At 39.8% G+C, this 16266-nt stretch carries 13 protein-coding genes and 1 pseudogene; 1 reads left to right on the top strand and 13 read right to left on the bottom strand.

Annotation, left to right across the window (positions count from 1 at the left end; all coding sequences use genetic code 11):
* Positions 1-1382: 1382 nt before the first annotated feature.
* From EPU_RS14260 to EPU_RS01310, 6 genes are all read right to left on the bottom strand, one after another.
* Positions 1383-1511, bottom strand: coding sequence for a hypothetical protein (locus EPU_RS14260; protein WP_010166068.1), 129 nt, complete (start codon positions 1509-1511; stop codon positions 1383-1385).
* Positions 1512-1526: 15 nt separating this feature from the next.
* Positions 1527-1649: a hypothetical protein gene (locus EPU_RS14255; RefSeq protein WP_010166066.1), complete on the bottom strand. Its 123-nt coding sequence runs from the start codon at positions 1647-1649 to the stop codon at positions 1527-1529.
* Positions 1650-2600: 951 nt separating this feature from the next.
* Complete coding sequence (locus EPU_RS01325; RefSeq protein WP_010166060.1) at positions 2601-3464, bottom strand: hypothetical protein; 864 nt, start codon at positions 3462-3464, stop codon at positions 2601-2603.
* Between the two features lie 192 nt (positions 3465-3656).
* Positions 3657-3788, bottom strand: coding sequence for a hypothetical protein (locus tag EPU_RS14250; RefSeq protein ID WP_010166058.1), 132 nt, complete (start codon positions 3786-3788; stop codon positions 3657-3659).
* 75 nt (positions 3789-3863) lie between these two features.
* A complete protein-coding gene (locus EPU_RS01315; protein WP_156778377.1) occupies positions 3864-4670 on the bottom strand; it encodes an amidohydrolase family protein in 807 nt (268 codons plus the stop codon).
* 4 nt (positions 4671-4674) lie between these two features.
* On the bottom strand, positions 4675-6837 hold the full coding sequence (locus EPU_RS01310; protein WP_010166054.1) for an RNA-binding protein: 2163 nt from the start codon (positions 6835-6837) through the stop codon (positions 4675-4677).
* 292 nt (positions 6838-7129) lie between these two features.
* Here EPU_RS01310 and EPU_RS01295 point away from each other — a divergent pair, with 292 nt between their 5' ends.
* The gene (locus EPU_RS01295; RefSeq protein ID WP_083792523.1) at positions 7130-8752 is read left to right on the top strand and encodes an aldehyde dehydrogenase family protein; all 1623 of its coding nucleotides are present in this window, start codon (positions 7130-7132) and stop codon (positions 8750-8752) included.
* Positions 8753-8780: 28 nt separating this feature from the next.
* Here the strand turns inward: EPU_RS01295 and EPU_RS01290 are convergent, their stop codons facing one another.
* From EPU_RS01290 to EPU_RS13830, 7 genes and pseudogenes are all read right to left on the bottom strand, one after another.
* Positions 8781-9695: an ABC transporter ATP-binding protein gene (locus EPU_RS01290; protein ID WP_010166046.1), complete on the bottom strand. Its 915-nt coding sequence runs from the start codon at positions 9693-9695 to the stop codon at positions 8781-8783.
* Positions 9696-9698: 3 nt separating this feature from the next.
* The gene (locus EPU_RS01285) at positions 9699-10781 is read right to left on the bottom strand and encodes an ABC transporter ATP-binding protein (RefSeq protein ID WP_029487774.1); all 1083 of its coding nucleotides are present in this window, start codon (positions 10779-10781) and stop codon (positions 9699-9701) included.
* Positions 10782-10784: 3 nt separating this feature from the next.
* Positions 10785-11702, bottom strand: coding sequence for an ABC transporter permease (locus tag EPU_RS01280; RefSeq protein ID WP_029487773.1), 918 nt, complete (start codon positions 11700-11702; stop codon positions 10785-10787).
* 3 nt (positions 11703-11705) lie between these two features.
* The gene (locus EPU_RS01275) at positions 11706-12650 is read right to left on the bottom strand and encodes an ABC transporter permease (RefSeq protein WP_010166040.1); all 945 of its coding nucleotides are present in this window, start codon (positions 12648-12650) and stop codon (positions 11706-11708) included.
* 48 nt (positions 12651-12698) lie between these two features.
* Positions 12699-14303 (bottom strand): peptide ABC transporter substrate-binding protein, encoded by a 1605-nt coding sequence (locus EPU_RS01270; RefSeq protein WP_029487772.1) that lies wholly within the window; start codon positions 14301-14303, stop codon positions 12699-12701.
* Between the two features lie 18 nt (positions 14304-14321).
* Positions 14322-15926 (bottom strand): peptide ABC transporter substrate-binding protein, encoded by a 1605-nt coding sequence (locus tag EPU_RS01265; protein ID WP_029487771.1) that lies wholly within the window; start codon positions 15924-15926, stop codon positions 14322-14324.
* Positions 15927-15944: 18 nt separating this feature from the next.
* Positions 15945-16266, bottom strand: a pseudogene (locus tag EPU_RS13830) (ABC transporter substrate-binding protein); the annotation flags it as partial.

Raw genomic sequence — 16266 nt, 5'->3', positions numbered from 1 at the left:
ATCCTCAAATTTATCTATCGCCTCAGATACAGTTGCTCATATTTTAGCATGTTCATCTACCTCAATTTTCGCAGATGCTAAGTTCTCTACTTTAACTTATGCTATCTCTGCTATCTCTGCAGATGCATAATCCTCAAATTTATCTATCACCTCAGATACAGTTGCTCGTATTTTAGAATGTTCATCTATCTCAATTTTCGCAGATACTAATTCCTCTATTTTAACTCATGCATCGCAGCTATTTAGACATCCATTTCCGCAGATGCATAATCTCTAAATTTATCTATCGCCTCAGATACAGTTGCTTATATTTTAGCATGCTCATCTACTTCTATTTTCACAGACACCAATTTCTCTACTTTAACTTATGCTATCGTCGCTATCTCTGCAGATGTATAATCTTCAAATTTATCTATCACCTTAGATACCGTTGCTTATATTTTAGCATGCTCATCTACTTCTATTTTCTCAGACACCAATTCCTCTACTTTAACTCATGCTACCACCGCTGTCTCTGCAGATGCATAATCTCCAAATTTATCTAGTACCTCAGATATAGTTGCTTATATTTTAGCATGCTCATCTACTTCATTTTTCGCAGATGCTAAGTTCTCTACTTTAACTTATGCTATCGCTGCTATCTCTGCAGATGTATAATCTTCAAATTTATCTAGCACCTCAGATACAGTTGCTTATATTTTAGCATGCCCATCTACTTCTATTTTCACAGATACAAATTTCTCTACTTTAACTTATGCTATCACCGCTATCTCTGCAGATGCATAATCTCCAAATTTATCTACCATCTTAGATACAGTTGCTCATATTTTAACATGCGCATCTACTTCTATTTCCGCAGATGCATAATCTTCAAATTTATCTAGTACCTCAGATATAGTTGCTTATATTTTAGCATGCTCATCTACTTCATTTTTCGCAGATGCATAATCTTCGATTTTATCTATCACCTCAGATACAGTTGCTCATATTTTAGCATGTTCATCTACCTCAATTTTCGCAGATGCTAAGTTCTCTACTTTAACTTATGCTATCTCTGCTATCTCTGCAGATGTATAATCTTCAAATTTATCTATCACCTTAGATACCGTTGCTTATATTTTAGCATGCTCATCTACTTCTATTTTCACAGATACAAATTTCTCTAACTCATGCTATCGCTGCTATTTCTGCACCTGAAAACTGTTTCATACAATATGTAATATATCATTCTCCATGATTTTAGAGAACGCTATTTATACTCTGAAATCGAAGAAAATCCTGCTTCAAGTTCTACTTTAACTTCAATTTTTTGAATGCAATAACCATTGTAAATACTAGCTTTCTAACTTCAAGTTCTACTTTAACTCATGCATCGCAGCTATTTAGACAGCCATTTCTACAGATGCATAATCCTCAAATTTATCTATCACCTCAGATACAGTTGCTCGTATTTTAGAATGTTCATCTATCTCAATTTTCGCAGATGCATAATCTTCAAATTTATCTACCATCTTAGATACAGTTGCTCATATTTTAACATGCGCATCTACCTCAATTTTCACAGATGCATAATCTTCGATTTTATCTATCACCTCAAATACAGTTGCTCTTATTTTAGCATGCTCATCTACTTCTATTTTCGCAGACACCAATTTCTCTACTTTAACTTATGCAACCATCGCTATTTCTGCAGATGTATAATCTTCAAATTTATCTATCACCTTAGATACCGTTGCTTATATTTTAGCATGCTCATCTACTTCTATTTTCACAGACACCAATTTCTCTACTTTAACTCATGCTGTTACCGCCATTTCCGCAGATGCATAATCTTCAAATTTATCTATCACCTCAGATACCGTTGCTCATGTTTTAGCATGCTCATCTACTTCTATTTCCGCAGATGTATAATCTTCAAATTTATCTAGTACCTCAGATATAGTTGCTTGTATTTTAGCATGCTCATCTACTTCTATTTTCACAGATGCTAAGTTCTCTACTTTAACTTATGCTTATGCTATCGCAGCTATTTAGACAGCCATTTCTACAGATGCATAATCTCCAAATTTATCTATCATCTCAGATACAGTTGCTTATATTTTAGCATGCGCATCTACCTCAATTTTCGCAGATGCTAAGTTCTCTACTTTAACTTATGCTATCACCGCTATCTCTGCAGATGCATAATCCTCAAATTTATCTATCACCTCAGATACAGTTGCTTGTACTTTAGCATGCTCATCTACTTCTATTTTCACAGACACCAATTTCTCTACTTTAACTCATGCTGTTACCGCCATTTCCGCAGATGCTAAGTCCTCTACTTTAACTTATGCTATCGCAGCTATTTAGACAACCATTTCTACAGATGTATAATCTTCAAATTTATCTATCACCTCAGATACAGTTGCTTGTACTTTAGCATGCTCATCTACTTCATTTTTCACAGACACCAATTTCTCTACTTTAACTTATGCAACCATCGCTATTTCTGCAGATGCATAATCTTCAAATTTATCTACCATCTTAGATACAGTTGCTTATATTTTAGCATGCTCATCTACTTCTGTTTTCACAGACACCAATTTCTCTACTTTAACTCATGCTGTTACCGCCATTTCCGCAGATGCATAATCTCCAAATTTATCTATCACCTCAGATACAGTTGCTCGTATTTTAGCATGTTCATCTATCTCAATTTTCGCAGATACATAATCCTCAAATTTATCTATCACCTCAGATACAGTTGCTCTTATTTTAGCATGCTCATCTACTTCTATTTTCGCAGATGTATAATCTTCAAATTTATCTATCACCTCAGATACAGTTGCTCTTATTTTAGCATGTTCATCTATCTCAATTTTCGCAGATGCATAATCCTCAAATTTATCTATCACCTCAAATACAGTTGCTCGTATTTTAGCATGTTCATCTATCTCAATTTTCGCAGATGCATAATCCTCAAATTTATCTATCACCTCAGATACAGTTGCTCTTATTTTAGCATGCTCATCTACTTCTATTTCCGCAGATGCATAATCCTCAAATTTATCTATCACCTCAAATACAGTTGCTCTTATTTTAGCATGTTCATCTATCTCAATTTTCGCAGATACATAATCCTCAAATTTATCTATCACCTCAGATACAGTTGCTCTTATTTTAGCATGCTCATCTACTTCTATTTTCGCAGATGCATAATCTCCAAATTTATCTATCACCTCAAATACAGTTGCTCGTATTTTAGCATGTTCATCTATCTCAATTTTCGCAGATACATAATCCTCAAATTTATCTATCACCTCAGATACAGTTGCTCGTATTTTAGCATGCTCATCTACTTCTATTTTCGCAGATGCATAATCTCCAAATTTATCTATCACCTCAGATACAGTTGCTCGTATTTTAGCATGTTCATCTATCTCAATTTTCGCAGATACATAATCCTCAAATTTATCTATCACCTCAGATACAGTTACTCATATTTTAGCATGCTCATCTACTTCTATTTCCGCAGATGCATAATCCTCAAATTTATCTATCACCTCTTCATCTTTTATATTTACTTTATCCGCGGCTTGTCCTTCTAGCTACGCAATTATCGCTACGGTTTCTTTTATAGCCAGTGCTTTTGACCCCGTAGCTTTTTTATAATCTTATTTATTTACATTTTCTACCAACGCATTGCGTGTGAGCGAGAGCAACTTTGAATATTTTTTTGCCAATCTCAGCGAATAACCTGCCCAATTTACATCGTAGCTTCTATTTTTTTTTACTTGTTTGGTCATATCTAATGCTCCTTCATTTTTCTATTATATCAATTAGATATTTTCCAATACGCCTTAAAAATATTCACTTTATACTTATTTTTCTTCATTAAATTTTTTCGCTTCTCGTTTTTTTTTAAGTTTATTCATGTTTTCGTAATAAACATTCATTTGTGCAGCTTTCGAAAGTTTATTTAATACTTGTTCATAATTTGAATAATATTTGTTTTGCATTTCCAAATATCCTTTTGTAAGATCCATTCCAAATATAAATCGTGTACTGTATTTTTCTAACAAATTTATGTATTTCGGAGCGCCCATGCAACTCGCATCTGTTGTCCAAAATGATATGTCAAAATAGAGGTTTTTATTTTCTAACAACAGTCTCTCTACCTCTTCCGCATCTGGCATCGCCTTGTTTTCAAAATCATATGCTATATGCGCCCACACAAATGTCGTCTGCTCACATTCTCGTACTGCGGCTAGAAAGTCTTTACTATATATGGGATTGCTATGGACCAATACAAATCCGTCATACTTTGCGGCCAACTTGAATATCGCTATCGGTATCGGATCGCTATATTTTACTCCTGCTAATCGCTTTTTTTGTGCCCCCGCATGCCCTATCAGTATTTCACCAAATCCATAAAATCCTTTCTCCATACAAGCAACAGCATACTCTAGGTCTCCCTCTACAAAATCAAAATCACAAGCTAACGGTACTATCAGTTCTTTATATTTTGAATACCATTCCCAAACTTTTTCGTCAACTCCTACTCTTCCCATTCCATTATGCCCAAACAAAACAATTTTTTTGATATCCAGTTCTGCAGCGGAGGATTTCAGCTCCTCCAAGTCTGCTGCAGCGCCAGAACAATGTCTATGACAATCTATTTTTCGCATATCCTTATATAAATACATCCATTAGGATTGCAATCATGCATAGTATTGATACATATAGCATCCATCTAGATGTCTTTTTCTCCAATCTATTCAATTCCAATCTTTGCGTTTCTGCCAGTTCAAATACACAAGCGTTCACCGCTTCGAGCTGGGCCACTGTCGCGGCTGCCACTTCCGCTGTAATCTTATCTTCCATCTGCGCCACTTTATCAGACTGTAGATTCAATTTACTCTTGATGTTAGTCATTGCGCTTACTTGCTCTAACAAAGTTTCAACTTGTTCTGATAGCCTATCTTCCATTGAAGTCTGTGCATCTTCCATCGCTACTTGTGTAGTTGCCACGCTCGAAATTTGCTCCGCCAAGTTGTTTTCCATCTCAGCCTGCTTTGAAAATATCGATGCGATCTTAACTATTATACCGTCTGTCATTTCAGATTGAGCCACAAATAAATCTGATACTTTTTTGGCAAAGCTTTCAAAGAGAGTCCCCTGAATTTCTGTAGCATTCTCAACTTTTTCTGATAACGTATCTGTCATTATTGCTTGGGCAGATGCCACACTCGCAACTTTCTCTGATAACGTATCTGTCATTATTGCTTGAGCAGATGCCACGTCCGCAACTTTCTCGGATAACGTATCTGTCATTATTGCTTGGGCAGATGCCACACCCGCAACTTTTTCTGATAACGTATCTGTCATTATTGCCTGAGCAGATGCCACACTCGCAACTTTCTCGGATAACGTATCTGTCATTATTGCTTGAGCAGATGCCACGTCCGCAACTTTCTCTGATAACGTATCTGTCATTATTGCTTGAGCAGATGCCACACTCGCAACTTTCTCGGATAACGTATCTGTCATTATTGCTTGAGCAGATGCCACGTCCGCAACTTTTTCTGATAACGTATCTGTCATTATTGCCTGAGCAGATGCCACACTCGCAACTTTCTCGGATAACGTATCTGTCATTATTGCTTGAGCAGATGCCACGTCCGCAACTTTCTCTGATAACGTATCTGTCATTATTGCTTGAGCAGATGCCACGCCCGCAACTTTTTCTGATAACGTATCTGTCATTATTGCTTGAGCAGATGCCACGTCCGCAACTTTCTCGGATAACGTATCTGTCATTATTGCCTGAGCAGATGCCACACTCGCAACTTTCTCGGATAACGTATCTGTCATTATTGCTTGAGCAGATGCCACGCCCGCAACTTTTTCTGATAACGTATCTGTCATTATTGCTTGAGCAGATGCCACACTCGCAACTTTCTCGGATAACGTATCTGTCATTATCGCTTGAGCAGATGCCACGCCCGCAACTTTCTCGGATAACGTATCTGTCATTATTGCTTGGGCAGATGCCACGCCCGCAACTTTCTCGGATAACGTATCTGTCATTATCGCTTGAGCAGATGCCACGCCCGCAACTTTTTCTGATAACGTATCTGTCATTATTGCTTGGGCAGATGCCATGCTCGCAACTTTTTCGGCCAACTTATCTGTCATTATCGCCTGGGCAGATGCCACGCCCGCAACTTTCTCTGATAACGTATCTGTCATTATCGCTTGAGCAGATGCCACGCCCGCAACTTTTTCTGATAACGTATCTGTCATTATCGCCTGGGCAGATGCAGCTGCAGAAACTTTCTCCATCAAAATTTCTTCCATTTCCATTTGTGCTAATATCACAGATGATACTTGGTCTTCTATCGCAGCTTGTGTTACATTTACTTCTTGAAATTGGCTCGCTATAATATCTTTGAGCGCCGCTGTTTTAATCGCAACACTTTCTTTAATTTCTCTTTGAATTTTGGATAGCGCTTCAAATTCTTTGCTTATATTTTCTTTCACCTGTTCTTCAAAATCCGTCGCCAGTGTATTATATTCTGCAGAAATTGATTCGAGAATAGCAATAATAGCTTCATCGTTTTCTATCGCAGTTGCCAAGTTGGCCTGATTTATTTGTGTGATTTCTGTTAACTCCACCGTCGCATCTGCGTTGGCCACAATACTTTGAGTTGCCTCTTCGATCTTTTGTAAATAATCTAAATAAATATCCCCAGATTGTTTTTTCTTTTTTAAATTTTTATCGATATCTTTAATGACAGTACCAAACTCTTCTTGAATATTAAATAATACACTTCGAACCGCTTGTGCTTCCATAAACTAATCCCCCATTTCATAATTTTTACTTTCTACTGTATCAATATATTCCGCTTTATCCACTTTTTTACCTATTTTATCTACTTTATCCATTATACATCATATTTTGAAATATTGCAAATTTATATAGCATTTTTACAAAAAAAAGTCTAAAAATAAACATTTATTTTTGTTGATATTACATTTATTTTCCATTCCTTCATATTTTTGGATATTTTCCTTATTTATTTGAATAAAAATCGATGCAATGGCAACTAATAATACTATTATTTTTACCACAAAGGAGAATATCATGAACTCAAAAAAAATTATGACCGCCCAAGAAGCAATTGATCATCTAAAGCCTCTAAGCTGGGCCATATTAGATGCCGATGTTAAACTTTCATTATTAAAGCTTGTACGAGCCAATGTTGATCCGCATTTAGATCAATTGGCGCAATCAGATACCAAAGCCAAGAAATGGGACGTCAATAATCCAGCGCTACTCGGTCTTGGATATCAAGCCACAGTGGTTCCAATTATCGGCCAACTCAATGCGATAATCGATTTGTATGAGTCTATCATACAGGGCAAAATGATGCATGCATTATCAGTTACACACTTGGTCGGCAAGGATCGTCATGATTTGCTTGTTTATCCCAACAAAAAATTAGACAAGCTTCTTTACTCTGATCGCCAAGACTATCTTCGCGTTAAAGGCAATGTCAAGCAAGTCAATCCTCTCACTAAAAACGGCGGCATYGTTGCTGTCCTCGGTGCTGGCAACTATTCTTCCGCAGTAGAGATGGTAAAAGCGCTATTTCTCGAAAATTGTGCCGTAGTCCATAAGCCACATCCTATCAACGCCGAAACCGATCTCATATGGGCCCAGATCTTTGCTCCGCTAGTTGAAATTGGTGCGCTCAGCTTCTGCGACTGTAATGCGGGAGAAGAATTGACGACGCATCCTCTGGTAAATACCGTATACTTTACCGGCTCCTCCGCAACTGCAAATCTTATCGCATCCGAAACCTCYGCGAATCTCATTTCTGAATGCGGTGGCAACAATCCATTCTTTATTGTTCCTTCKGATCGYACCTGGACTAAAAAAGAGATCGAGCATCAGGCGCTAACTATTATTACTATGGCAAAATTTAATGGCGGAGCTGTTTGCGGAAGGCCCCAAACTATTGTAACATCAAAAAATTGGAAGCAACGAGATGAGTTTCTTACTGCACTCAAAKCGGCGATCAAGTCRGGTACGGCAGCTACACCAAGCTACTATCCAAACAGCTCCACCACCTTTGCTAACTTTCAGAAAGCCTATCCCRACGCGGAGGTTATTGTCAATGATGATGCAAAGACAGATCGCGCTGCAGATATGCTATTTATCGAGGATGTTGAGAAGCAGGGATTTGCCACATCTCACGAAGCATTTTGCCTTATATTAGATGAAGTTGCTCTTGATACCCCCGCTTCTGCAAGAGAATTTATGTTAGAAGCCGTTGAATTTGCCAATAATGATCTGCTCGGAACGTTGGCCTGCGCCATTATTATCGACGATCAAACATTAGCAAATCATCGAAGCGCTATACAAAAATCGATCAACGACTTACAATATGGAGCAATTGGAGTTAACACTATGCCACCATTTATCTTTCTGAATCCATATTTAACATGGGGCGGATGCGAAGAGGGCAAAGAATTGGTTTCTGGACATGGCAACTTTGGCAATCTGCTCTGCTATGAAAACGTTGAAAAATCATTTTCGTTTAGCAAATTTATGTCTCCAGGACATATGAGCGAAGTCAATAAAAAAGCGTGGCTCAAACTTTCTAAAGCCTACGCAAAGTATACTGCAAATCCCACTATAGCGAGACTGGTTCCTATGTTTATTGCCATGCTGCAAAACAATCTCAAAAAGAAAGATTTCTAAATTATTATGTCGGATGGGTAAGTTGCTATTAGCCTACCCATTTTTTGTATTCTGCTTCTGTTGCAAGCACATAGTGAGTGCCATCTACCAATCGCTTCTCACCTACATTGTAGTCTATTCCGCTCGTATCGTAGTCAAACGACTTCGCTCTCTTGTTGCGTTCTATTCTAGGATTTGGCGACGGTATTGCTGTTAACAAAGATTGAGTGTACGGATGAATTGGATTTGCAAAGATCTCTTCCTTGCTTCCCATCTCTACAATATGCCCCAGATGCAATACCCCTATCACATCCGAAATATATTTTACCATCGACAAATCATGTGCAATAAACAGAAATGCGGTGTTCGTCTCTTCTTGTATCTTCTTCATTAGGTTTACCACTTGCGCTTGAATCGAAACGTCTAATGCGGATATAGCTTCGTCTGCTATTATCAGATCTGGCTCCATTATTAGAGCACGAGCAATGCCTATACGCTGCCGTTGCCCTCCCGAAAATTGATGCGGATACCTGTTTGCATGATCTGCGCATAGACCCACCTTTTCTAATATCGCATATACTTTTTCATCGCGTTCTGCGGTAGACTCATACAATTTATGAATCTCTAATCCCTCCGCAATTATGTCTAATACTTTTTTTCGCGGATTTAAACAAGCCATCGGGTCTTGAAAGATCATCTGCATCTTGGTTCTCACTAGCTTATTTTGCTCTAAAGTCAGCTTCCCCGAAATATTTTGACCGTTAAATATCAGCTCTCCGCCAGTTGGATCATAGAGCCTAATGATACTTCTACCTATTGTCGATTTTCCGCTTCCAGATTCTCCCACTAATCCAAAAGTTTGCCCTTTTTTGATTTCAAACGTTACGCCATCGACTGCCCTTACTGTAAATTTTCGATTGATTCTAAAATATTGCTTAAGGTCTTTAACTTCTAATATAGTCATCTCCTATGCCTCCTTCAACATCTTAGTAATTTTGTTTTTTAACTCTGCTGGCATCTCGACCGCGGGCGCATTTGGATGCTGCAACCACGAGGCCACTTTATGCGTTTCCGACCCCGCAACATCAAACATCGGCGGCTCCAATCTATAATCGATATTCAACGCAAATTGATTTCTCGGCGCAAACGCATCTCCTACCACTTCTTTGGCCAAATTTGGTGGCGATCCCGGAATCGTATACAACGTGGCATCGTCGGTATCTAAATCTGGCATCGCGGATAGCAACCCCCAGGTATACGGATGCTTCGGGGTATAGAATATCTCTTCTAYCGTTCCTGTTTCTACAATTTTTCCTGCATACATCACGTTTACGTAGTCTGCCACCTTTGCAACAACGCCAAGGTCATGCGTAATATATATTACCGACAGATCTTTCTTCTTCTGGATATCTTTTATCAGCTCCAAAATTTTTGCCTGAATTGTAACGTCTAGTGCCGTGGTTGGCTCGTCGCATATCAACACATACGGATCACACGATAGCGCTATTGCTATTACCACCCTCTGCCGCATTCCACCCGACAGCTGATGCGGATAACTTTTCATTCGCTTCCTGGCTTCTGTTATTCCCACCARCTCCAGCAACTCTAGCGCCTTATTATATGCCGCGTCCTTATCCATATTATAATTATATAGCATCGGCTCCATTACTTGCATTCCAATCGTCATCGTTGGATTTAGCGATGTCATCGGATCCTGAAAAACCATTGCRATCTTTCGCCCTCTAATATCTCTTTGCAATTCTTCTTTGGAAAGCTGAACGATATCGACCGTTTTGCCCTCTACTTTTCCTACTTCTGGACTATAGTCATCTTCCCACGTATAGCGGATAGTTCCCTGATCTATTCTTCCATTTCCAGCCAAAATTCCCATAATAGCTTTTGTTGCAACAGATTTTCCGCTTCCAGATTCACCCACAATGGCAATTGTCTCTCCTTTATTTAAGTCTAAATTTACTCCTCTTATTGCCTTCACTCTGCCATTATCAGTTTCAAACGATATGTGTAAATCGCGTATTTCCAATATTTTCATAGTTTATGCCTCCTTCATCGTAGGGTCAAATGCGTCGCGAAGCCCATCTGCAAGCAAATTGAAGCTAAGCATTAGTACTGCCAAAACCAATACTGGAATTACCACCATATATGGCGTGATCAAAATTGTTTTAAATCCATCGTTTATCAATGTTCCAAGCGATGCTTGTGGTTGCGGAATACCTAGGCCCACAAACGCTAGAAATGCCTCATAAAATATTGCATTGGGAATAGAAAACATCGACATAATAATTAGCTGTCCAAAGATGTTAGGCAAGATATCTTTAAAGATGATAAATATRTTCGACGCTCCCAAAGTTTTTGACGCCAAAACAAATTCCTCTTCCTTAATTTTTAGCACCTGMGCCCTCGTTATGCGTGCCATTCCTATCCAACCAGTTAGCATCAACGCCAAAATAATCGTAAACAACGATGCTTGCATAATCACTAGAAGCAGCGTCAAAATTACCAGCGACGGAATCGAACTTATCACTTCTTGAATTCGCTGCATTACTGTATCAACTTTGCCACCAAAATAGCCACTTACCAATCCGTATATCATTCCAAAGCAGATGTCTATTATTACCGCAGTTAGGGCAACGAATAACGAAATTCGAGTTCCGCTCCACACGCGCACAAACAAATCTCGCCCTAGTACATCTGTTCCAAATATATGCGTCGAATTTGGAGGCGTCGACTGAATAGAAGTATCGATGATATCAAATTCAAATGGCGATACTATTGGAGCGATCATAGCAAATAGGGCAATAATTATTATGCAGATGCCACCAACCACCGCTCCTTTATTCTTTAGCAAACGTTTAAAAAAGTCTTTATACCCCGAGTTTACAGCCAGCACTTCCTCAGCGACAGCCGCATCCACTTTTGCGGCAAATTCAAAGTCATTTTCTAAAAATTCCATAGCCTACTCTCCCTTCGCGATTCTTATTCTTGGATCAATTATTCCATACAAAATATCTATGATCAACATCAGCACCACATATAGAATGCTATACAAAAATGCTACCGCCAAAACCACGTTGTGATCGTTTACGGTAATTCCTTTTACTAGCAACGAGCCAAGACCCGGTATCGAAAATATCTGCTCCAGCACCATCGACCCCGTCATCAAATTTACCAGAATCGGTCCCAAAATTGTAATTACCGGTATCAGTGCATTACGAATAGCATGCTTTTTGATGATCAACTTACTATCCAACCCTTTCGCTTCTGCTAACGCGATATAGTCACTCGATAACACCGCAATCATTTCGGAGCGAGTAAATCTTCCTACATTGGCAATAACTCCAAACGACAAGGCAATCACGGGTAAAATCGACGACACAATAATATTATCTGAGTCAAACAAAACCGGAAAGACCGGAATCTGTACTCCAAATATAAGTAATAATAACAGCGCAACCACAAACGACGGTACGCTCACCCCAAGCACCGAAAACAATGTCGCTATCGTATCTCCGGCAGTATTTTTATGCTTTGCTGCATAGATTCCTAATGCAATACCGACTATCGTTCCCAATATTACCGCTGCAATTCCTATTCCAAAGGATATCGGGATCCTCGGCAATATCAAATTCGCTACTGGCTGATTTCTAGATATCCCAAATGAAGTTCCAAAATCTCCCATCATCATATTTTTAATGTACGTAAAAAATTGTATAATCAATGGCTGGTCCAAACCATACTTAGCGTAGAGTTGCGCTTTCTGAGCTTCCGATAGCTTTTCATCGTTAAACGGAGTTCCTGGCATTAGTTTTAACATCAAAAATAATATTGCCACAATCACCAACAGCGTCAACAAAGAAATAAGTACTCTCTTGCCCAAATATTTTACAGTTGACTTACTCATAATCATCCCCCTTACCAAAAAAGGAGCTACATCAGCTCCCGGTGTTTTTTACTCTGCGATATCTAAATTTTTGTAAATATACGGAACGCCCACTGCCTGAGTTCGTAGCCCCGTCACTTTAGGATTTAGTAACGCTGCAGCTCCCGTCTGAAATACCGGAATAACTGGTGCGCTCTCCAGTAAAATTGCCTCCGCATCTTTTAGCAGTTCCCATCTTTGCTCCGGAGTCGGTGCATCTGCGGCCGCTTGCATCGTTGCATCAAAATCTGGATTCGAATAATCTCCATAGTTATATGCGTTGCCCGAAAGTAACAAATTTAGATAAGTGGTGGGATCATCATAGTCTGGTCCCCATCTAGTCAACGCAACCTCAAACTCTCTATCTTTTTGCARCTCGATGCGATTTTCCTTTGGCTGTACATTCATCTTAACTTCCAAACCTGGCAGTGCTGCTTGTAGGCTAGCTTGGAGATACTCTGCAGCAGATTTTGCGGGGTCTGCATTGTCGTATAGCAACGTAATTTCTATAGTGTCCGTRCCAGCTTCGGCCAATGCCTTGTCAAAATATTCTTGCGCCAGCGCCTCGTTTGGCACCAAATATTCGTCTGTGCTCTCACGAAACATTACGCCATCTGGCCCCGGAGCCATCGCATGAGGTACAAATCCATTTACAGGCATCGACCCATCTTTTAGCACATTGTCAGTGAGATCTTCCTTATCTATTGCRTATGCAAGRGCCATCTGTAGGTTTCCATCTTCAAATGGTTCAGAGTTTTCATTCACTTGCAAATACCACAAATACGCATCTACGATTTCCAAAAATTCGTCGGTATCCTTRTATTTGTCAATCAGAGTACTACTAAGTCTTGTGTAATCSACRGTACCAGCTTCGAATGCTGTTACGCCAGTTGATACTTCTGGAGTGATTCTAAAAACTAGGTTATCGATTTTTACGGCATCTGCRTCATAATATGTGGGATTTTTAACCAGCTCAATTTTGGTATCTTTTTCCCAATTTTCCAGTAAAAACGCGCCATTTGACAAGATGCTATCAGGCGTAAATCCATATGCATCTCCCTGGKCAACAAAGAATTCTTCGTTTAGAGGATAGAACACCGGAAAYGCCATTAAGCTTAAAAAGTACGGCGTYTTCTTTGACARCTTAACCTCCAATGTCGCATCGTCGATCGCTTTCACTCCCAGCGTCTCCACATCTGCGCCCTCGTACAAAATCTTATCTGCATTCAATATGCACGCACCATCCATAGTAAATAAATACGCATACTCCGCATCTGGATTTGCAATAGTYTGTTTCCAGGCAAACTCAAAATCATGGGCAGTCACTGGTGCTTCGTTCGACCAGATCGCATCTGGCTTCATAGTAAATGTGTAGGTTAGCCCATCATCGCTCACGGTATAGGCATCTGCTATTGCGGGGATCAGCTTATCGTTTTTATCCGTAGTCATAAGCCCCTCTATCATTGTGTGCATTACCTCGAACGACATCCCGTCTGTCGCATAAGTTGAGTTTAACGATATGATGTCATTTTCTTTTGCCAGCGTTACAGTTTTGCCGTCTGCTTTATCGTCTGCGCTTCCGCAAGCGGTTAGCATTAACATTGTCATCATCAAAGCCGAAACCATTTTCTTCATTTATTTTCCTTCCTTTCTCTATTCCATTATTTCTAAATCCTTGTAGATATATGGCACACCCACTGCCTGAGTTCGCAAGCCCGTCACCTCAGGATTMAGCAATACCGCCGCACCCGTCTGAAATACCGGAATAACTGGTGCGGTCTCTAGCAAAATTGCCTCCGCATCTTTTAGCAGCTCCCATCGTTGCTCTGGAGTTGATGCGTCTACAGCAGCTTGCATCGTTGCGTCATAGTCTGGGTTTGAATATTTTCCATGATTTTGTGCATTGTCAGAAAGTAGCAGATTTAGATAGGTGGTTGGGTCATCATAGTCTGGTCCCCATCTAGTCAACGAAACCTCGAACTCTCCATCTCTTTGCAACTCGATGCGATTTTCCTTTGGCTGTACATTCATCTTAACTTCCAAACCTGGCAGTGTTGCTTGTAGGCTAGCTTGGAGATACTCTGCRGCAGATTTTGCGGGGTCTGCATTTTCGTATAGCAATGTAATTTCGATAGTATCAGTGCCAGCTTCRGCCAAYGCCTTRTCAAAATATTCTTGCGCCAGTGCTTCATCAAAAACTAAATACTCGTCTGTRCTATCACGAAACATTACGCCATCTGGCCCCGGAGCCATCGCATGGGGCACAAATCCATTTACAGGCATCGACCCATCTTTTAGTACATTGCTAGTGAGATCTTCCTTGTCTACTGCGTATGCCAAAGCCATTTGTAGATTTTCGTTTTGGAATGCTTCAGATTTTTCATTAATTTGTAGATACCATAAATACGCATCTACGATTTCCAAAAATTCATCTGTGTCCTTGTATTTGTCAATCAGAGTACTACTAAGTCTTGTGTAATCGACAGTACCAGCTTCGAATGCTGTTACGCCAGTTGATACTTCTGGAGTGATTCTAAAAACTAGGTTATCGATTTTCACGGCATCTGCGTCATAATATGTGGGATTTTTAACCAGCTCAATTTTGGTATCTTTTTCCCAATTTTCCAGTAAAAACGCGCCATTTGACAAGATGCTATCAGGCGTAAATCCATATGCATCTCCCTGGGCAACAAAGAATTCTTCGTTTAGAGGATAGAACACCGGAAATGCCATTAAGCTTAAAAAGTACGGCGTYTTCTTTGACARCTTAACCTCCAATGTCGCATCGTCGATTGCTTTCACTCCCAGCGTCTCCACATCTGCGCCCTCGTACAAAATCTTATCTGCATTCAATATGCGCGCACCATCCATAGTGAATAGATACGCGTACTCTGCGTCTGGGCTCGCAATAGTTTGTTTCCAGGCAAACTCAAAATCATGGGCAGTYACTGGTGCTCCGTTYGACCACAYCGCRTCCGATCTGATTGTAAACGTGTAGGTTAGCCCATCATCGCTCACGGTGTAGGCATCTGCTATTGCGGGGATCAGCTTATCRTTTTTATCCGTAGTCATAAGCCCCTCTATCATTGTGTGCATTACCTCGAACGACATCCCGTCTGTCGCATAAGTTGAGTTTAACGATATGATGTCATTTTCTTTTGCCAGCGTTACAGTTTTGCCGTCTGCTTTATCGTCTGCACCTCCGCAAGCGGTTAGCATYAACATTGTCATCATCAAAGCCGAAACCATTTTCTTCATTTATTTTCYTTCCTTTCTCTATTCCATTATTTCTAARTCCTTGTARATATATGGCACACCCACTGCCTGAGTTCGCAAGCCCTTCACCTYAGGATTMAGCAATGCCGCCACTCCCGTCTGAAATACCGGAATAACTGGTGCTGTCTCTAGCAAAATTGCTTCCGCATCTTTTAGCAGCTCCCATCTTTGCTCTAGAGTCGGTGCATCTGCAGCAGCTTGCATCGTTGCGTCATAGTCTGGGTTCGAATAATCTCCATAGTTATATGCGTTTCCCGACAGCAACAAATTTAGATAAGTGGTGGGATCATCATAGGCTGGTCCCCATCTAGTCAAAGCAATT

The organism is Candidatus Epulonipiscium viviparus, from assembly GCF_000171335.1.
In the GTDB taxonomy this organism is placed as follows: Bacteria; Bacillota; Clostridia; order Lachnospirales; family Cellulosilyticaceae; genus Epulonipiscioides; species Epulonipiscioides viviparus.
This window is presented reverse-complemented; position numbering and strand designations above follow the sequence as displayed.